Below are 19,996 nucleotides of genomic sequence, written 5' to 3' on the forward strand. Positions count from 1 at the left end.
AGCTTCATCCAACCTTCTTGGCGCTCCAAACCTGACTTTTTGAACCCTCATTGAAACGGTAGTTCAAAAAGTCATCTTTCGATCACGATGCAGGTTCAAGAAGTTTAATCGACATCGAATCTTGAATTCAGCCGGGCCAAGCGGATGCTTCCGAAGCAGGTTTCCTACACAGCCTCCGGCAAGCTAACGGACACCAGAAACGCTATTGGCCCGCTTTGGGGCAGTTCCCGATTCTAACGGACCGAGGAGACCTTATTTCGGACAAAAGCAGCTAAATGGCCGCCATGAGAGCCTAATAAGGCCTCTGGAGTCCGTTACAGCGGGAAATAGCCGGGAAATGGGCAAATAAGGTTATTACGGTCCGTTACGCAGCCCGCTACAGACGTCTCTTGCTTTATACGACCTAAAGCGTTTTGAAAAAACGCACTTCGGAAGCATACGCTTAGCGCTTTGAAAAAATGCACACCGAAAGCCTAAGCTTCGGTGCTGAAAAGCCGGCTTTTTAAACACGTATTACACGCACAATTAGTCCTAAGTGAAAGGAACCCATGCGATGTCACTCAAAAAAATAAAGACAAGCAACCTGATTCTGACCGTTCTCTTCGCCGTTCTGTCCGTCTTTTTCCTGCTGCCGCTGATCTGGATGCTGTCCGCCGCCGCAAAAACGGAACGGGATGTCTGGACGTTTCCGATTCAATGGATTCCGAAGGAATGGAATCTGGTGGGCAATTTTAAAGAGGTATGGCTGGGCGACGTTTCTTTCGACCTGTTCTATATGAACTCGATCAAGATTGCGGTGATCTCGACTCTGGCCACGGTGATTATCTCATCGATGGCTGGTTATGCCCTATCCAAGCTGGAGTTCAAGGGCCGGGCCATCGTGTTCAGCATGATGTTGGCGTTCATGATGATCCCGGAGCAGGCCACGCTCGTCCCGCGTTATATCATGATCAAAGAACTCGGGCTGTACGACTCGCACGCCGCCCTGATTCTGATGGGCATGTTCTCGAGTTATTTCGCCTTCCTGCTGCGGCAGTTCATGGCAGGCATCCATAATGATCTGCTGGAAGCGGCCGAGCTCGACGGCGCCGGATTCTTCCGCATCTTCTGGAGCGTGATGCTTCCGCTGAGCCAGCCGATTCTGGCGACAGTGGGGATTATCAAGTTCATCTGGACCTGGAACGATTACCAGGGGCCGCTGATCATGCTGAACTCGACGAAGCTGTATACGATTCCGCTTGGCATGCAGTTCTTCCAGGAGGAGTTCGGTACCCGCATTTCGGTCATGATGATGGCCGCTGTTGCAGCAATTATTCCGCTGCTGGCGCTGTTCCTGGCGTTGCAGAAGCAGGTCATAGAAGGGATTGCCATCGGCGGAGTCAAGGGATAACACGCTTGATTCGCAAAATCGAAGGAATCCGGGGACAACAGCGATCGTAAGAACATTTCACACGGTTGCCCTAATCCGTACATTTAATTGTTCAACTAATATAGCAGAGTACCGGCCAAGGTCAAAAATGTCTACGCGCATACCGCAAATCTGTACACGGTACGGGCGAAGATGAGATAGTATAATGAGCCTGCAGCAACCATTACAAGAGGTTGTTCAAAAGGTCAACTTTTGATGACGAGGTAACTCGAGAAGCTGATTCGACATCGAATCTTGAATTCAGCCGGGCCAAGCCTATGCTTCCGAAGTATGTTTCCTGCGGAAACATTTCCGTTGCTCACGTAGGTCCGCCTACGCTAGCTACTCATGCCCTTGCTTCATCCGACCTCAAGCGTTTTGAAAAACGCACATCGGAAGCATACGCCTCGGTGCCGAAAACCTGACTTTTTGAACACGCACTTACAAGGGGGAATTGATTTTGAAGAAAACATCAATATTGCTGGTCTGTCTGTTCATGCTCCTCTCCGTTACCGCATGCGGAAGCAATAGCGGCGGCAACAACAATTCATCGGCGACGAACGCGCCGGGAGCCGCTGAGCAGACCGGACAGCCGGCGGGCAAGGAGAAGATCAAATTCTATACCTTCAAATCGAGCAAGCCGGATGAGCCGATCTACAAGGCCGTTCAAGCGTACAATGAGTCGCAGGACAAGGTGGAAGTGGAATATGTCTCCCTGGTGCAGAACAGCGACAGCACGGACTTCATGAAGAAGCTGGACATTCTGATCGGGAGCGGCGAAGTGGTTGACGTGTTCATGACCGGCAACGAAGAAGAATTGCTCGAACGCGCTTCGCGCGGAGTTGTGGAACCGCTTAACTCGTTTTTTGAGCAGGAAAGTGTGAAGCCCGAAGATGAATACAATAAGGTGATCAAGCTGGACGGCAATATCTACGGCCTCCTGACCAGCTCGACCCAATGGTTCACCGTATTTAACCGCGAGCATCTGGAGAAGGCGGGCCTGCAGCTCCCTGAGATGGGGTGGACATGGGATGACTTCCGCGAATATGCCAAGAAGCTGACGATGGACGGACATTACGGAACCTACTTCCATACTTGGGGCGAATACGCCAACATCATCGCTTATACCGAACGTCCGCATCCGCAACTTGATGCCGATCTGAATCCGATCTTCGATGATCCGTCCTTCAAGTATTTCTTCGAGCTCCGCCGGGCGATGGAACAGGAAGACAAAAGCGCGGAACCGTATGCGGACGTGTTGGCTTCCAACTACCATGTGCTGCAGCAGTTCTTTGCCGAAAACGCAAGTATGCTGGTTGTGCCAAGCTATGCGGTAAGAGCCGGTCTGAATCTGGAGAAATTCCCGCATGATTTCCAAATGGTCTATGCGCCGGTACCGCGTTCTGTAGATTCGAGTGAAATCGGCATGACCAATATTGCCGGCGGCGGCATGGCGATCGGCGCAAAATCGGAGCACAAGCAAGCGGCGTACGACTTCGTAAGATGGATGACGAAAGAGGCTTCCAAATATACGAGAGAAATCCCTGCCTACAAAGGTGCCGACGGCGCTGCGCTGATCAATGAGTTTTTCAAGGAAAACGAGGATCTGATCGACACCGAATCCTTGGCAAATACGCTCTTTGACCCGCGCAACAAAATGCCGGATGCCTTCAGCGTGCCTTACGGCTCCGAGCTGAAGACCATTGTGGAGAACGGCATGTCAAGCTATATGCTGGATAACCGCAGCTTCGATGAGGTCAAGACAGAGATGACCGATGAAGTAAAAAAAGTCGTCGAGGCAAACCAGTAAAAGATAATGTCAGGTAATCGCGGCGGTAAGGGATTATAATGAAAGTATAACTACGGATATTTCAGGACAAGGATGATTACATCATGGAATGGCTAAGAAGATTTTCTTTCCATCGCAAACTGCAAATTTCGTTCCTGATCCTGATTCTGTTTCCCTTTATCGCCGTAACCTTCTGGTCGTACTCCTCCGTGAAGCAAAACGTAAGCGATAAACTGGCGCGTTCCAATAAGGAAACGCTCACGGTCATTGCGAATCAGATCGGGAAGACGATCGATAGCATCTCCTTTGCTTCGGTCTATTTCTCTCAGACTCACAATCCGGATATTCTGGAAAGCTTTCGGCATCTGAAGGATGCTGAAAGCTTTACCAATTTTGAGCTGTACGATTATTACTCCAGGCTGAAGTCAATGGCCGATATTTTGTTGGTGCAGTCGGCGGATGCCAACCTGAAAATGATGATCGTCAACAAGCAGAACCGAATTATTATGGGAGACGGCTCCGCCCCGGTGTTCTCGGAGCTTACGGAGCAGTTTTTGCGGGAAAGCGGCAGGCTCGACGAGAACGAAACGACAACGCTGCAGTGGTTTCCCTCCGGTGAGGCCCACTCCGACCCCGAATACTATTATGCCGCACGCATCATCATCGACCCGCGCAACCATGAGAAGCTGGCTACGCTGTTCATCGGGATTCCGAAAGCGTATTTTCACAGCCTGCTGGAAACCGGCAACCCCGACATCTTCTTCTTGCTGGGCGACCGGTCGGGCGAGATCATTGCCGTTAAGGGCAAGAGCGAAGCTGCGGCTTCCGGCGACATGCTGGCAAGCAGAGTCTCGATTCCGAAGACCGGCTGGGTGCTTTCCGGCGAGATGCCCCGGGGATTCATCGACAGCCAAATCAACCGGGAATTTTTGGTAACGCTTTCAGTCGTTGGCTTGTTTTTTCTGGCGTTTTTGATCCTGTCCATGCTCTGGGCGGGGCATATCAACAGGCCGATCGGCCTGCTCCGTTCCAGCGTCAAGCAGTATGTCGGCGGGAAGCGGGATGTCCGAATTCCGGTGAAGGGCAAAGACGAGGTCGCCGTTCTCTCCGCTGCATTCAACCAGATGCTGGACGATATCAACGGGCTCTTGCATCAGGTGGAAGGCGAACAGGAGGAGAAGCGGCTGCTGGAGCTGCAGGCGTTGGCCGCGCAGATCCGGCCGCATTTTCTGCTCAATACGCTGAATTCGATCAAGGTCAGCTTGCTGCTGGCCGGAGATGAACCGCATGGCGCCATGATCGATGCGCTGATGAAGCTGCTTCGCGCGTATGTCCATGTCGACGAGCCGCTGAAGCTGGCCGAGGAATGCAAGGTGCTGGGAAGCTATGTTCAAGTCATGCAAATCCGCAACCGGTTGAACATTGAGTTCAACTATGAGCTGGGCGAGGGAACGGAGTCGATCGAGCTGCCGAGGCTGCTGCTGCAGCCGATCGTGGAGAATGCGATCTATCACGGTTTTTCCTCGCGTCCGGCGGACCCGGCTATCGAGCTGCGCGCGTCGCTGCATCGCCAGAAGCTTGAGATTGCCATCAGCGACAATGGCAGGGGCATGACGGAAGACGCGATTGTGCGGCTGAACCGGCGGCTGCTCGGAATGGAGGACGAAACTCCCCGGCAGCAGGATAAAGGCGTCGGCCTGATTAACACGGCGCGTCGGCTGCAGGTGCTGTTCGGGTACCAGGCCCGTCTGACAGCGGCGGCCCGCGAGGGTGGCGGCATGAGTTTCACCTTATTTATTCCGATAGCAAGCGGCAAGGAGGCGGTTATTCATGATGACGATAATGCTGATCGATGACGATGTTCCGATGCTGGAGTATGTGGCGCATTTGCTGGGTGCGCTTGATTTGGAGCTGCAGCTTGTCGCTTCGGCTTCCAGCAGCGGTCAGGCGCTGGAGGACTTTCATGCGACGCTGCCGGATCTCGTGGTCATCGATATCGGACTGCCGGGAATGGATGGACTCGAATTGGCCGAGGCGTTTCGGATCACCAAACCGGAGGTCCGGCTCATCTTCCTGACCTGTTATGAGGATTTCCAATATTCCAAGCGGGCGTTCCAACTCGAAGCCGACGATTATCTGATCAAGGATGAACTATCGCCCGAGCAGCTTAGGCTTAGTTTGGGCAAGGCGATAAGCCGCTACCGCACTCGGGAGGAACTGCTGGAGCGTTATTCGTTCCGGCAGGCGATCGAACGCAATAAAGAGGTGCTGCGGCAGAGCTTCCTGAAACAATTGCTGTCTCCGGGCAGCGATGCAGCCCAGACGCTCTTATTGGGCGAACGTCTGGGCATCTTCTGGAAGCTGCCCTATTTCCGCCAAGGCTTCTTCCATATCGACACCGCTTCCTTGACGGAGCGCTACAGCTATGGGGATGTGCCGCTGATTCATTTTGCCGCCAATAATATTGCCATGGAATTATCCGCGGGGACTGCGGCGATAACGCCGATCCTGACCGAGGATATGGGGATCTATCTCATTTGGAACGTGTCCGAACCGGATGCTTCGTATCAGCCCTTGATTGATTTCATGGAATCGGTCCGGGAAAAGGCGGAGCAATATTTGAAGATTAAGGTACGGGGGTTCTATTCGGCGCAGACCGTGTTGCTGCAGCAGTTCGATGCCGTGTATAAAACGCTGAGCGAATACCGGGACGACAGCTTCTACGATGTGTACCCGGAGGCTAAAGCAGTTACCGCTGTGGAGCCCCGGGCCGCTTTCCGGCAAACGACGGAACGGAGATGGGATAAGGAACGGGCCATGTTGTCGATGGCGCTCGAGGAGGGCAATGCCACGTGGATCGATTTGGCGGTCAATTCGTGGACCCAGCATGTCGCCTCCGAGCGGCTGCTGCCCCGGATGGTGAAGGAAATCTGCGGCAACTTCGTCCGTCAGATGGTGTTTGAATCGAGCGGTGTTACCGAGAGCGGCTTTTTCGCCTGTCTCAAGCAGGCCGTGCACATCGATGAAACCGCTCGCTTGACCAAGCGGGAGCTGCGGAATCTGTGGAGACAGAACACGCTGGCGCCGTCCCCCGCCCAGGGGAAGGATATCCGCCTGCAGGCGATCGACCGGTTTCTCGACGAGCATGTCGACCGGATGATTACCTCCGTGGATATGGCGGAGCATCTGCATTTAAATGCCAGCTATTTCTCCAGATACTTCAAGAAGCTGGCGGGCGTTAATTTCACCGATTACGTCAACCAGTACAAAATTAATATGGCGATTACGATGCTGGGCCGGCAGAACGAAACGGTGGAGAATGTGGCGTATACCCTCGGCTTCTCCGACCGGGCGTATTTTTCCAAAGTATTCAAGAAATACAGCGGCAAGAACCCCAGCGAATGCAAAAATCAGATTTTCGCCTGCAGCGAAACGGAGGATTAAAGCCGAAAACTGTGCATGCAAACAGGCAATCAGACTACGAGGAGTGATACAAGTGAAGGGAAAAAGCAAAGCGATGATGCCCCTGCTCATTCTCGTCAGCCTTCTGCTGACGAGTCTGGTGTCAGGCGCGGCAAGCCCGGTTGCTGAGGCGGCGGGCACCACGTATTACGTGGATTCCGCGCTGGGCAACGACGGTGCGGCGGGAACAAGCGAAGCGTCGGCATGGAAGACGCTGACCAAGGTGAACACGGTGACCTTTAACCCCGGCGACCGCATTTTGCTTAAGGCCGGAGGCGTGTGGAGCAATCAGTATTTAGACCTGAAGGGGTCTGGGACCGAAGGGAGTCCGATTGTTTTAGATCGTTATGGAAGCGGTTCCAAACCGTTAATCCATTTCGGAAATACGAGTGTGGGCGGGGAAGGGGTTGGCGTCCGGCTGCGCAATGTGTCTTACTGGGAAATCAACAACCTGGAGATTACGAGCGGCCAGCAGCCGACAGACATGAGACGCCACGGCGTCCTTGTGGCGGGTGAAGGTACCGGCGCCGGAAACTTCAAGCATATCTACATCAAGAACCTCGACATCCATGATATTTTTGGCACGGACCGCCGTACGGGTGGCATCAATTTCCATGCCAGAGGCACAAATACGGCTATCGAGAGCACGTGGGACGGCATTTTGATCGAGAACAACACGATCGTCAACGTAGCGGACACGGGCATCCAGACGATGACGGACGCGTTCTCGAACAGCGCCTGGACGCATAAGTTCGACGCCTTCAAGAACGTCGTGATCCGCGGCAACTATGTGGAGAAGATCCACCGGGACGGCATCCTGGTCCGGGCGGGCGTATCCCCGCTCATTGAGTACAATACGACCAGTGCCATCGGCAACGCGTGCGACGTGAACACCGGCATCGTGAGCTATCTCGACCATATCGCCGTGGTTGCGGCGCAGTGGGCCTACTATACGACGGGAGCGGTGTTCCAGTACAATGAAGCTTTCGATACCCGCAAGCTGGAAGGCGACGGTCAACCTTGGGATTTTGACGTTCAGGTCAAAGAAAGCGTTTACCAATACAACTACAGCCACAACAATCAGGGCGGTACGCTGCTCGTTATGAACGAGACGGACGAGAACACCTTCCGCTACAACATCAGCCAGAATGACCTCGACGGAAACGGCGCGTTTAACCTGATTAGCGGCGGGGGCAATCTGTACGTCTACAACAATGTCATTTACCGCTCCGGCACGCAGAACCGGGCGCTGACCCATGCCAGCAATACCGGAATGGCTTACTACAAAAATAATATTTTCTACAATGGGGCAAGCGGACAATATACCAACAGCCCGAGAATGGCCTACGATCATAACAGCTTCTACGGACTGAACTCCAGCGTTCCAAACGATCCTAACAAAATCGTCGGCGATCCGAAATTCGTCAGTCCGAATACCGCAACGGGCCGTGCCGCGGCGGACGGCTATAAGCTGATGGCAACGTCTCCGCTGATTAATGCAGGTACTGCGGTTGCCGTAAACGGCGGCAAGGACTTCTTCGGCAACCTGCTGTACAACGGTGCGCCGGATATCGGGGCATTCGAGTATCAAGGCACGGTTCCGCAGCCGGTTACGATCTTCTCCGATGACTTTGAGGACAATGATTTCGGCAACTGGACGGTCTCCGGCGGTTCATGGGGTTTGGCAACGGACGGCAGCCAGGCGTTGTCGCAAAATACGGCCTCCGGCGAAGCGCTGGCTTATACCGGGGATGCGTCCTGGAGCGACTATACGTATTCCGCACGCGTCAAGCTGCTCACCGCTACCGGCAACGCGGGGCTGGTGTTCCGTTACGCGGATAACTCCAATTATTATACGCTCCGCTTGAACGACGGCGGGGACAAGGTTGAGTTATACAAGAAAAGCGGCGGCACCATGAAGCTGGTCAGCAGCGCAAGCTACGCCGTCACCCCGGGCCAATGGGCGACGATGAAGGCGACGGTCAGCGGCAATGCGATTACCGGCTTCGTCGATGGCGTTCAGCTTCTCCAGTGGACCGATCCGTCGGCTTTGCCTGCCGGCAAAATCGGAATCCGCATGCATACCAGCACGGCCCGGATTGACGATGTGAAGGTTGATCAGTAATCGTTAGAATTTTCATACACAAGGAGGGGGAGGGGCGATGATTCGGACCGATCGCGGAAAGACCTATCTGTATCTGGCAGGCGGTTTAATCGTTCTGCTTGTTTTCGCGCTGCTTGGTTCGCGATGGTTCGGACAGCCGCCCGCTTCAGCTTCGGTTGGGGTTGCGGCACAGCCGCAAACTCAGGATGAAAGTACGGTGGTGGCGACGGTGGACGGCGCGCCTGTGACGCTGAAGGAGTTCAAAGCCCGCATGCCGGAGCTTCGCACCGATACCATAACGTACTGCCAGCAGACATACGGCTGCGATCCGGGCGATGCGCGTTTCTGGAGCGTACCCTGCGGAGGTGAAGCGCCGCTTGAGCGGCTGAAGGAAGCGACGCTTCGCTTTCTGGTAGAGGATCGGGTTCGTGAGCTGGCGGCGGGCAAGGCAGGGCTGCATGCAGCGGTTGGTTATGACGCTTTTCTCAGGGAGTGGGAAGCGGAGAACCGGGACCGCGCCGAGCGGCTAGCCGCCGGTCAAGTGATCTACGGTCCCCGCGAATACAGCGAATCGGCCTATTACCGGTATGTCGTTTCCAGCACCGTTCTCGGCCTGAAGCAGTGGCTGGCGGAGCATGACGGCCCGCCAACGGAGGAGCAGCTTAGGCAAGAATATGCCGGCAGCCTAGCCGGTGAGCCTAGTCCGCCAGCCTATGGGACGGTACGGGACGCCTTGGTTCAGCAGTGGGGCGAGAAGCGTTACGAGAACTGGTTCAAGGCGCAGCTGGAGCAGGCTGAGGTAAAGGTGAATCGGCAGGTTTATGAGGGAATAACGCTGTGAGATGCGGTTTGAGCCGATTCCGCCCATCGATTGGGGGGCGGGGCCTGTTTGCTGCAGGGATATGACACAAAGGAGGGTTGCGTAATGGAGTCTAAACATGTATTGCCTAAAGGCTTTAAGTTGATCTTAGTAGGATTCTTATTATTTGCAATACTGGGGATTTTACCGGCACGAACCTATTCTGCAACAGGCGATGGAAGTCCCGGAGACAGCAATATCCATTATTTTGGTCGTTGGGATAAAAGCGTTTCCACCCAATACACGAGCTACTGGCCAGGTGCCTATTTTAAAGTCAAATTCACCGGCACATCAGTCAAGATTAATTTAGGTGGGTCGGTTAATATGTACGCTTCAATTGATGGCGGCAGTTACATTGCCCATACCAATGTGAGTGGAATCGTCAATTTGACGCCGGTCCCCTTATCAGCCGGAACGCATTCCCTTGTCATAGCAGCAAAGGATAGATCCGATTTTATCATATTCAACGGCCTTCTGCTGGACGGCGGGGCTACGACACAACCTCCTTCTCTTCAGGGGAATTTCATCGAATTTATCGGCGATTCGGTTACGACCGGGTACTTGAGCACAAATGCCGCTTTATCCGCTTATGCTTGGATAACAGCTGAACAATTGAATGCGGAGCATTCGCAAATCGCTTATCCGGGAATTTGTTTAACAGACAACGTTGCCTGTTATTCTCCCAATTCCATAGGAATGAGTAGACAATATTTCAAACTGCAGACGGTAGCTTTCCCGAGTTCGCCGGATTGGGATTTCACACTCAAGCAACCGACGGCGGTCGTGATTAACCTTGGTTCGAATGACGACACGTTCAACGTTCCTGACTTTACCTTCCAAGATACGTATACGACATTTTTGCAAAATATTCGCGCTAAATATCCTTCAGCAAAAATCTTTGTCCTTCGGACATTTCGTGGTTTCAAGAGTGTACCGACACTAGCTGCGGTCAACACGCGTATCTCGGCAGGGGATGTGAACTTACATTATATCGATACTACGGGGTGGTTAGGCTCTGCCGACTACATTGATGGCCGGCATCCGACAGATAGGGGTCATCAGAAAGCGGCTAATTTACTCACAACCATCCTCCAACCGTATCTTGTTGTAAAACATCCAGGGTTTGAAATCGACCAATCCCATGAACTGAATGAAACGGGTAAAATGGATCATGAGTATCAAGATCGCGGCGGAAGATGACGTGTCGCTAAAATGGAACAAACTTCAATAGGGTAATTTTGTGCAGAATGGGAGTGATGACAGTTGCATATGCTCGAGCCCTACATCGATTCTTTACAGCTTCGTTTCCTGCATATCACACGCTACCACTTGACCGAACGCCACCGTATGCAACCGAGGCAACTGGAGCACAGCGTCATCTGGCTGGTGGAGGACGGGGTGCTGTTTGTCCGGGCGGATGGGCGGACATACCAGGGGCAGTGCGGCGATCTGTTCGTGATTCCTGCGGGAACGGAATTATTCAATCGTACCGGTATGGCGGCCCAGGTGGTTAGCATCAATTTTGAAGGGAATGTCCCGCTGTACGGCACAGGAGACTGGTTCGAGCTGTTCGGAATCCGGTCCCAATCGCAAGCGTCCGCCGAGGTTCGGGGATCGGTGGGCCGGATGCTGGGGCATCGGGAGGAGGAGGGGGTGGGCCGGAAATTGATGCTCCAGTCGGACCTGCTGCACTTGATGGCGGTTCTGATCAAGGATGGCGTCGGCAGCCGGAACGACCCCGTCAGCGCCTGCGGCGATATCAGGGTCAAACGGGCCGTCGATTATATTCTTGCCCGGCCCGAACGGTTGCCGGAGGTGCGGGAACTGGCGGAAATTGCGGATGTGAGCGATTCTCATCTTCGCAAGCTTTTCCAGCAGTACACCGGACTGCCGCCGGCCCATTATATCCATTACGTGAAGATCGAACAAGCCAAACGGGTTCTGGCGGAAACCGACCGCCGCATATCCGAGATCGGGGCGGGGCTCGGCTTCTCGGAGCCCAATTATTTCGCCCGGCTGTTTAAATCCAAAACCGGGTATACGCCTACGGAGTACAGGCGCCAATTCCGGATCTGGGGGGAGGAGCGTTAAGCGGTCCGATAAGCGTTTTGTGCTAGTAATAATCGCTGCGCCTTCTGTCGAGGAGGCGCTTCTTTTTGTTAGGATAGTTTTATAAAAGTGCATATTCAAAAAGTCGGGTTTTCAGCACCGAAGCATAGGCTTTCGGTGTGCGTTTTTTCACAACGCTAAGCGTATGCTTCCGAAGTGCGTTTTTTCAAAACGCTTTAGGTCGTATAAAGCTAGGGACATCTGTAGCGGGCTGCGTAACGGACCGTAATAACCTTATTTGCCCATTTCCCGGCTATTTCCCGCTGTAACGGACTCCAGAGACCTTATTAGGCTCTCATGGCGGCCATTTAGCTGCTTTTGTCCGAAATAAGGTTTCCTCGGTCCGTTAGAATCGGGAACTGCCCCAAAGCGGGCCAATAGCGTTTCTGGTGTCCGTTAGCTTGCCGGAAGCTACGCAGGAACTACGGAAGCATCCGCTTGGCCAGGCTGTATTCAAGATTCGACGTCGAATAAGCTTCTTGACCGGCTTCGTGATAAGAAAAACTCTACCGATGAACAATCAAAGAGGACAGACCGCCCTAAGATGAAGCTTTTCTTGCGATTTAAGGAAGGAACGCTCCGATGTCTGTCCATTCTTAAATCTTCACAAGACGACTTTTTGAACAACCTCTAGCAGGAAGCACTACTGGCAGGAGGAGAAACGTAATATGACCGCTACATTTCAAGAGAGAACCTTGTCGTATGATTTTGTTGTAATCGGGGGCGGTATGGCGGGCGTTGCGGCAGCCGTTTCCGCATCCCGGAGAGGGCTTAACACCGCGCTGATCCAAGACTGTTCCGTCTTGGGGGGGAACGCCAGCAAAGAGGTGCGCGTCTGGCTGCACGGCGGCGACGGCGGAGGCAACAACGCCTATTTCCGGGAAACCGGGCTGATGGAAGAGCTTAAGCTGGAAAACCTGTACTGGAACCCCGACGGTACGGCGGAGAGATGGCATATCATTCTTCATACCATGGTGATGGAAGAACCGAACCTGGATTTGTTCCTGAACACGGTGGTGACGGAAGTCCATATGGACGGCAGCCGGGTCCGAAGCGTCAAAGGTTTCACGTTGGCTTCTGAGATTTGGACCACCTTCACCGCTTCTTATTTCCTGGATTCCACAGGGGACGGATCCATCGGCTATCTTGCGGGTGTGCCTTATTCCTTAGGCCAAGAGGGCAAGGACGAGTACGGCGAGAGCCTTGCACCCGACTCGTATGAACCGGCTACCTTGGGCGGAACGATCCTATTTTTGGCCAAGGATGCGGGGCATCCGGTGGAGTTTGAGCGTCCGTCCTGGGCCCACCGGTTTGATGAGAAGGATTTGGAGCACCGGGAGCATTCCCGTAAACAAACGGGCATCTACTTCTGGTGGATTGAATACGGCGGCGAACGGGATACGATCCGCGACAACGAGGACGTTAAGCATGAGCTGTGGCGCATCGTTTACGGGATATGGGACCATCTGAAGAATGATCCGGAGCACCGGCCGGAAACCCGCAACCTGGAGCTGGAATGGGTGGGCACCATCCCCGGTAAACGGGAATCCCGCAGGCTGGCTGGACCGTATAAGCTGACGGAGCAGGACATCGTGAACCAAACGGAGTTCCCCGACGCGGTTGCCTATGGGGGCTGGAGCCTGGACCATCATCCCTCCGGCGGCTTCTGGGACAAGGAAAATGAGCCCTCCCACCACGTCCATCACAAAGGGCTGTACAACATTCCGCTCCGGTGTCTGTATGCCGTGAACGTGGACAATTTGTTCTTTGCGGGCCGGGACATCAGCGCTACGCATGTGGCCATGTGTTCCACCCGCGTCATGCTGACGGGCGCCCAGATGGGGGAAGCCGTCGCCGAAGCCGCCCATGAATGCTTGGCAAAGGGAGTATTCCCGGCCGATTTGACGGCGGATTCCATCAAGCGAATCCAGCAAAGCTTGCTGAAGGACGACCATTACATTGTTGGCGTACCTGGCAACGATCCGGCGGATCTGGCCCCCAAAGCCCGGTTGAGCGCATCCTCCGTGCATGCCGGCTGCGGAGCCGAGGAGTTTGAGCCGAAGCGCGCCATCCGCCTGGATTTGAGCGGAGAGGGCAACGATATCATGTTCCCGGTGATGGACGGCCGCTTGGAAGAAGTGAGCCTGATGCTGGAGGGTCAGGGTATCCTCGAGGCCGAGCTGTGGCAGTGCGACGAGAAGAACAATTTCTACCCGGCCTCGAGTATCGGAACCTTCACCTGCGACGTTTCGGCAGATGGCGGCTGCGAGTGGGTGACCTTGCCCCTGCGGATGGCGAATCTGATGAACGGTTGGTATTTCTTGCACGTGAAGGGCGCAGGCCTGATGCTTCTGGCTTCCGTGGACCGGCTGCCGGGCTTCCGGCTGATGCAATATTATCCCAGGGGGCGGAAGGTGTATGCCAAGTGGCCGCGGCTCGACCATGCGGGGGCTCCCTTCATGCGGCTGAAGCCGGAGCCGGAGCTTTACACGCCGGACAAAGCCGTCAACGGCTTCGCGCGGCCTTACCATGAGCCGAATCTGTGGGTGTCCGGCAAGACGGATTTTGCGGAGCCGGAAGTCTTGACCCTGAAGTGGCGCGAACCGGTACAACTGAACCGGATCCAGATCGCTTTCGATACGGACCTGGACAAAGACCTGCGAAATATGTGGGTGCCTTATCCGTTCCGCGTCATTGCCAATTGCGTGAAGGATTACACGATTGAAGCCAAGGTAGACGGGGTGTGGAAGAAGGTGGAAGAGGTCAGCGGCAACTATCAACGTTTTCGGATCCACAAGTTCGGCACGGTCCTGACGGATGAAGTCCGTTTGTCCATCCGCTCCACCTGGGGAACGCCGTACGCCGCCGTGTATGAGGTCAGAGCGTATTGCGAAAACCGCTAATGGGCGGATCAATAAGAATACGGAGGAGCGAAACATGGAATCTCAACCATACTTGGATAATCTGGCATGCGGAAAGCCGGTGCGGGCAAGCTCATTCCAAAATCCGTACATTCCTGAAAAAGCGGTTGACGGCGCCATATCCGAAGCGTCCCGATGGCTGAGCAGCGAGCTAAGCGAAGGGCCCCATTGGCTGGAAGTGGATTTGGGGGAACCGCTCCCGGTTGGCAGCGCTTATGTCTATACCAGCGCCGGGTACTGTTATACGAATAATTGGAATTACGAGCTGCAGGTTCAGAACGGCGCCGGCGAGTGGCTGGCCATTCCCGGAACCCGGATGACGAATTATAGAGTGGATTCTTGCTGGCTCAGGTTTGAACCGGTTACGGCGTCCAAGATCAGATTTTACTGCTATAACGAGGCCGCGTGCCTGGCGGAGTTTCAATTATACGCCCCCGGCAAAGCTGCCGTTGCGCCCGGCTTTATCCACGGCGCCGAACTGAATCGCGTATCGAAGGTTGATGATTATGTGCGCGGCGGGCGGGTCGTTTTGACCCAGTACGGGTTTCAGCCGGAGCAGCGGAAAAAGGTATTCTACCAATTCTCGGGCATCGACCCCGGCGAGGCCTTCGCCGTTAGGCGGGCCGATGATCATCGCATCGTTTTCGAGGGGCCACTTGCGACGGTAACCGATGACTTCGGCACCGTTCAGGTTGGGGATTTCTCCGTGTTCGCGGAAGAAGGCGAGTACTACGTTGAAATTGGGCGCTATCGGTCCTTCGGTACTTTCCGGGTCCGGGAGCGCTTGTGGAACGATTTGCAAATGCTATCGGCCATGCATTATTTTGGTTTGCGGAGAATTGGGGAAGACAGTATAGTCGGAAATTTCGGAGATCTGCTCGCGGTACGCTGGGACGATGGACGGTTCCCGGACGGAACCTACCGGTATATCGGGAAAAGCTTCGGAGACGGGGATGATCTGCGGCGGTATCCGAACACCTCGCTGATCGTGGCGCAATACTGCCTGCTAAAGCAGATGGATCCGTTCTGGGACAAAGCCGACTGGATTTACGATCAGGTTCGCTGGGGACTGGACGGCGTGCTGACCTTCCTCGGAAAGGACGGGCTGCTGGAGGTTACGCTTCAAGCCCATGCCGACGGCTTCCAACATACGGACGGTATTTTCGGAAGCGGGGACGAAGTGCTGCTGGCAGATCCCTTTGATTTAATCGGCGGCAGCAACGAATATAGTGTTTTGAACAAGGAAGCGATCTATACGTCTCTCTTGCTCGGCCCTGCCGAAGCCTGCCTGACCTTCTATGACAAGGATCCCGCCTTTTTCGAAAGAGTCAAGCAGTTGGTGCTGCGGGGCTATGAACGAATCGACGGCCTGTTCCGGCCGTTCCCGCAAAAATATTCGCTCAGCGCCTGGATTTGGCTGAACGTTCTTGTATTCGAGCTTACGAAAGATGAACGTTACAAGCGGCGGGCGATCCGGGAAGCGGACCGGTTTATGGAGCTGCAGGTGACGGAAGCGTTAGGGGATGGGACGGTTTCGGCCAAGGGCTGGTACCGCTACACCGGAGAGCCGGACAAAGACCCATGGATCGGGTACAGGGGGCGCTACGCCAAATTCACGGATTTGGACAGCGCGTACCGCAGTCCCTGGGGGGAAAAGCCCGAACAGGAAATTCTCCTTGTGCCATGGATTTACCAGGGCATGTTCCGCCTGATCGAACGCTTCCCGGATGAGCCCGGGAAACCGCGCTGGATTCAATCGGTCGAAAGCTACTGCAGGGATTATTTGCTGGCCGTTTCCAAGCAAAACGTTTATGGATTGACCCCCATGAAGGCGGGAAGCAAAGGACTGATCCGTCAAAAAGGAACACTGAGCTATCAGTACTTCGGTGAAATCGGACGATCGTTCCACCATTTGGCCAACGGAGCGCTGCTGCTGAAGACGGGGAAACTGCTGGATGACCAAGAGATGATCGATACCGCTTGGGAGCAGATGTTTTATTTCACCGGGGCGAATCCTGTTGGAATCGGGCTCATGTACGGGGTATCGACCAATATTCCGTCGCAGCAATATTCGAGCGAAACTTACGGAAGGGCGTTTCCGGGAGGGGCCAACAACGGGTTCATGTGCCTGTCCTCCGTCAATGATTATCCGAACTTCCTATATTTTGAGTACTACGGATATGCGAATTTGGCGGCGTTGTGGTTTGCGTCGGAAATTCCGGCGGACCGCTTCACGGGGCCGCTGGAGTTGTGGCCGAAGGAGCTGGAGGAAGCGCCGCACGCAAGCACCGATTCCGGCCATGCCTTGATTCGGTTTCCGCTCCGGATGAAAGGCGGGTTTACGTACCGCTTTGCGGCTCTGCTGCGAGATGAACCGGATGGCGTTATACGCTGGTACGTGAATGGCGTTCCGGGCGGGAACGAAGCAAGCGGATACGTGGATGAGCAGGGAGCGTACACGGCTCCGTTCGTCACGTGTGCAACGCCGTTCGTCATCCGGGCGGAAAGCGCGGCGAATCTTGAGCTGTACGAAGAAACGGGCATAACGGTCATGCCGGTGCCTGGCCAGGTAACCGGTCTGCGGGCCGAGCCGCTGGAGAAGGGCGTTCGTTTGAGCTGGAATCCGCCGGAGCCCCGAGTGAATATAAGCGGCTATACCGTCTGGCGCCGTCAGCCTGTTACTGCGTCCGAGGCCGGCACCATTTTCGAACGGATCGGGCATACGGATGCTGACGCCGTCACTTACGATTATCCGGAAATCGAGCCCGCCGGCACGGAATTTTTAGTCAAGGCTTATCACCGGAGCGAAGATGCCGTATACGGTTTCGGGCTGGAGTCGAATGTCGTAATTCTGTAGGAGGCAAATGAGAGCCCTGTTTTATGTTTACGTTCATGCTTTACTACGTTTTCGTGCCGGAGCGGGGATTTTCCTTGAAGTCTGGATGCATGGCTAGGAGGTTAAACGCGATGCAGCTTGCGATGCTCGGAAGGCGGCAAACCCAGCTTGGCGGTGAACACGCGGCTCAGGTAGAAGCCGTTCTCGTATCCGCATTGTTGCGCTATATATTCGAGCGGATGCGTCGTCTCTTCCAGCAGCCGGCATGCGCGCTCAAGCCGGAGACGCGTCACGAACTCCGAAGGCGTGATCCGGTAGGCTGCCCGGAATCGCCGAGTCAATTGCACTGGAGTGATGTCAAGCGCGTCCGCCAGCTCACGCATCGCCATCGGCGCATAGGCGTGCTCTAGCAACCACTGGCGCGCCGTTTGCATGTTCGGATCGGGACTGCCGCCTTCAAGTTGCGCTTCTTCCTCGGCGATGCTGCGTTCGAATTCGAAGAGCCGCCACAAATCCTCTATCATATGTTTCATTCGGCCAGAAGCGGGCTCTTCGCGTATGTTGTTTCCAATCTCCCGCATATAGCGGTACGTCGATAACAGCCGCTCCGTATCCTTGACGGTCCAGCGTCCGCTCAGCGTTGCGGCCCTGACGCCTCCAAATCATCCGGCGGCTGCAAATCCGGGTTATAGCGGTATAACTCCTCAAATCTTTTCTCTATGGCGTTCATTATTAACTACTCCTTAACAGCGCCTAATACAATCCCTTTCACGAAATATCGCTGCAGAAAAGGATAGACCGCCAGGATCGGAAGCATGGCGATAAAAATTTGCGCCGATTTTACGCTCCGGTTTGAAAGCATTTCCAAATTTTCCGGATTAATGCCGGTTTTGCTGAAGTCCTGGACCACGACAATGGTTTGCAGCAGCGTAGCGAGAGGCCACTGTTCCGCGGATCTCAAATACAGCATTCCATCAAACCAGCTATTCCAATGGCCGACCAGGGTAAATAAGGATAGGGTCGCGATAGCCGGCAAGGATATGGGCAAATAAATCGAAGCAAAAATTTTGAAATGCGATGCTCCGTCCACAATGGCCGCCTCATCCAAATCTTTGGGAATCGCCCGGAAAAAATTCATCATAAGAATCATATTCCATACATTGATCAGGTGCGGCAGGATGAGCACCCAGAAGGAGTTCACCAGACCGAGCTTTTGATTCAGCATGTAGTGCGGCACAAGTCCCGCGTCAAAGATCATGATGATCAGAAAAAACCAAACATAAAAGCTGCGGGCTCTGAATTCGATATTGTTTCTGGACAGGGAGAAGGCCGCCAGCATCGTTACCGCCATGCCCATGACCGTACCGATCGCGCTTCGCATAACCGAAACCCCGATTGCCGACAAAAAATTACCGTTTTCAAAGGTTTTTGCATAGCTCTCCAGAGTAAAGTCGATAGGAAGGAATGAGACCAGGTTGGAATCCGCGGCGGATTTTCCGCTCAGGGAAACGGCAAAAATATGAATCATCGGCAAAATGCAAAGAATGGAAACAAATATCAGTAGCACCAGATTGGAATAATAAAATATTCGATATGACGGACTTTTATAATACATGGATTTGCCCTCCGTTGTTGTTTCTTAAACGTTAAAAAATACGGTAATTCGCTACCTTGTACGCAAAGTAATAGCCACCGCTGATCAGAACGAAACCGATCACGGATTTAAAGATGCCCACTGCGGTCGCCAGGCTGTATTGGCCCCCCTGGAAGGTGCGGTACACATACGTATCGATAATATCCCCTTTCTCCAGAACCAGCGGATTGATCAAATTGAAGATCTGATCGAAGTTGGCGTTCAGCACATTCCCCAAGGACAAGGTGAATACGACGATGATGATCGGCAGCAAAGAAGGCAAAGTAATATAAATGGTCTGCTGAAATCTGCCGGCGCCGTCGATTTCAGCGGCTTCATACAGAGCGGGATTGATGCCGGACAATGCGGCCAGGAAAACGATGGCCGAGAAACCGAACTCTTTCCACAAATCGCTGACAATGACGGTTGCCCGGAACCAGTTCCCGTCACCCAGAAACATGACCGGCTCCAGATGAAGGGAGGTAAGCAAACGGTTGGCGATGCCTTCCAACGAAAGCAAATCCAGCAGGATCCCCCCCAGGATAACCCAGGACATAAAGTGAGGCAGGTATACCAAAGTTTGAACCGAACGTTTCAAGGCGATATTGCGGACTTCATTCAGCAGCAATGCAAAGGTGACCGGTACGATCAGGCCGAAAATAATTTTCAGAATGGAAATGGTAAGAGTGTTCCAAATGACCTGAACGGAATCATGCATGTCAAACATGAGATTGAAATTGTCCCAACCAACCCAGGAAGACCCGGTAATGCCGAGCCATGGTTTAAAGTCTTGGAACGCCATAATGATTCCGGGCATCGGGGCATATTTGAAGATAAGAGCGACCAGCACTGCGGGCAGCAGCATGAGGTGCAGT

At 54.0% G+C, this 19,996-nt stretch carries 13 protein-coding genes; 10 read left to right on the forward strand and 3 right to left on the reverse strand.

The window, feature by feature from the left end; all coding sequences use genetic code 11:
• The first annotated feature begins 553 nt into the window (after positions 1 to 553).
• The 10 genes from ACQ4N8_RS11635 (at position 554) to ACQ4N8_RS11680 (ending at position 17,509) form a co-directional block, all read left to right on the forward strand.
• The gene (locus ACQ4N8_RS11635) at positions 554 to 1,390 is read left to right on the forward strand and encodes a carbohydrate ABC transporter permease (RefSeq protein WP_430704523.1); all 837 of its coding nucleotides are present in this window, start codon (positions 554 to 556) and stop codon (positions 1,388 to 1,390) included.
• 478 nt (positions 1,391 to 1,868) lie between these two features.
• Positions 1,869 to 3,218, forward strand: a complete 1,350-nt coding sequence (locus ACQ4N8_RS11640; protein WP_430704524.1) for an ABC transporter substrate-binding protein — start codon at positions 1,869 to 1,871, stop codon at positions 3,216 to 3,218.
• 83 nt (positions 3,219 to 3,301) lie between these two features.
• Positions 3,302 to 5,053: a sensor histidine kinase gene (locus ACQ4N8_RS11645; protein WP_430704525.1), complete on the forward strand. Its 1,752-nt coding sequence runs from the start codon at positions 3,302 to 3,304 to the stop codon at positions 5,051 to 5,053.
• Positions 5,028 to 6,641, forward strand: coding sequence for a response regulator transcription factor (locus ACQ4N8_RS11650; RefSeq protein ID WP_430704526.1), 1,614 nt, complete (start codon positions 5,028 to 5,030; stop codon positions 6,639 to 6,641). Before ACQ4N8_RS11645 ends, ACQ4N8_RS11650 begins: the two co-directional genes overlap by 26 nt.
• Positions 6,642 to 6,693: 52 nt before the next feature.
• A complete protein-coding gene (locus ACQ4N8_RS11655; RefSeq protein ID WP_430704527.1) occupies positions 6,694 to 8,784 on the forward strand; it encodes a family 16 glycoside hydrolase in 2,091 nt (696 codons plus the stop codon).
• A gap of 37 nt (positions 8,785 to 8,821) precedes the next feature.
• A complete protein-coding gene (locus ACQ4N8_RS11660; RefSeq protein WP_430704528.1) occupies positions 8,822 to 9,604 on the forward strand; it encodes a hypothetical protein in 783 nt (260 codons plus the stop codon).
• Positions 9,605 to 9,688: 84 nt separating this feature from the next.
• The gene (locus ACQ4N8_RS11665) at positions 9,689 to 10,822 is read left to right on the forward strand and encodes a GDSL-type esterase/lipase family protein (RefSeq protein ID WP_430704529.1); all 1,134 of its coding nucleotides are present in this window, start codon (positions 9,689 to 9,691) and stop codon (positions 10,820 to 10,822) included.
• A 69-nt stretch (positions 10,823 to 10,891) separates the two neighbouring features.
• A complete protein-coding gene (locus tag ACQ4N8_RS11670; protein WP_430704584.1) occupies positions 10,892 to 11,713 on the forward strand; it encodes a helix-turn-helix domain-containing protein in 822 nt (273 codons plus the stop codon).
• Positions 11,714 to 12,399: 686 nt separating this feature from the next.
• A complete protein-coding gene (locus ACQ4N8_RS11675) occupies positions 12,400 to 14,634 on the forward strand; it encodes an FAD-dependent oxidoreductase (protein WP_430704530.1) in 2,235 nt (744 codons plus the stop codon).
• 34 nt (positions 14,635 to 14,668) lie between these two features.
• Complete coding sequence (locus ACQ4N8_RS11680) at positions 14,669 to 17,509, forward strand: cellulase N-terminal Ig-like domain-containing protein (protein ID WP_430704531.1); 2,841 nt, start codon at positions 14,669 to 14,671, stop codon at positions 17,507 to 17,509.
• 101 nt (positions 17,510 to 17,610) lie between these two features.
• Here the strand turns inward: ACQ4N8_RS11680 and ACQ4N8_RS11685 are convergent, their stop codons facing one another.
• The 3 genes from ACQ4N8_RS11685 to ACQ4N8_RS11695 all read right to left on the reverse strand — a co-directional run bounded on the left by ACQ4N8_RS11685 (position 17,611) and on the right by ACQ4N8_RS11695 (position 19,986).
• Positions 17,611 to 18,021, reverse strand: coding sequence for a helix-turn-helix domain-containing protein (locus ACQ4N8_RS11685; RefSeq protein ID WP_430704532.1), 411 nt, complete (start codon positions 18,019 to 18,021; stop codon positions 17,611 to 17,613).
• A 203-nt stretch (positions 18,022 to 18,224) separates the two neighbouring features.
• On the reverse strand, positions 18,225 to 18,869 hold the full coding sequence (locus ACQ4N8_RS11690; protein ID WP_430704533.1) for a carbohydrate ABC transporter permease: 645 nt from the start codon (positions 18,867 to 18,869) through the stop codon (positions 18,225 to 18,227).
• 265 nt (positions 18,870 to 19,134) lie between these two features.
• Positions 19,135 to 19,986, reverse strand: a complete 852-nt coding sequence (locus ACQ4N8_RS11695; RefSeq protein ID WP_430704534.1) for an ABC transporter permease — start codon at positions 19,984 to 19,986, stop codon at positions 19,135 to 19,137.
• Positions 19,987 to 19,996 lie beyond the last annotated feature (10 nt).

Source organism: Paenibacillus macerans, assembly GCF_050565405.1.
In the GTDB taxonomy this organism is placed as follows: Bacteria; Bacillota; Bacilli; order Paenibacillales; family Paenibacillaceae; genus Fontibacillus; species Fontibacillus macerans_B.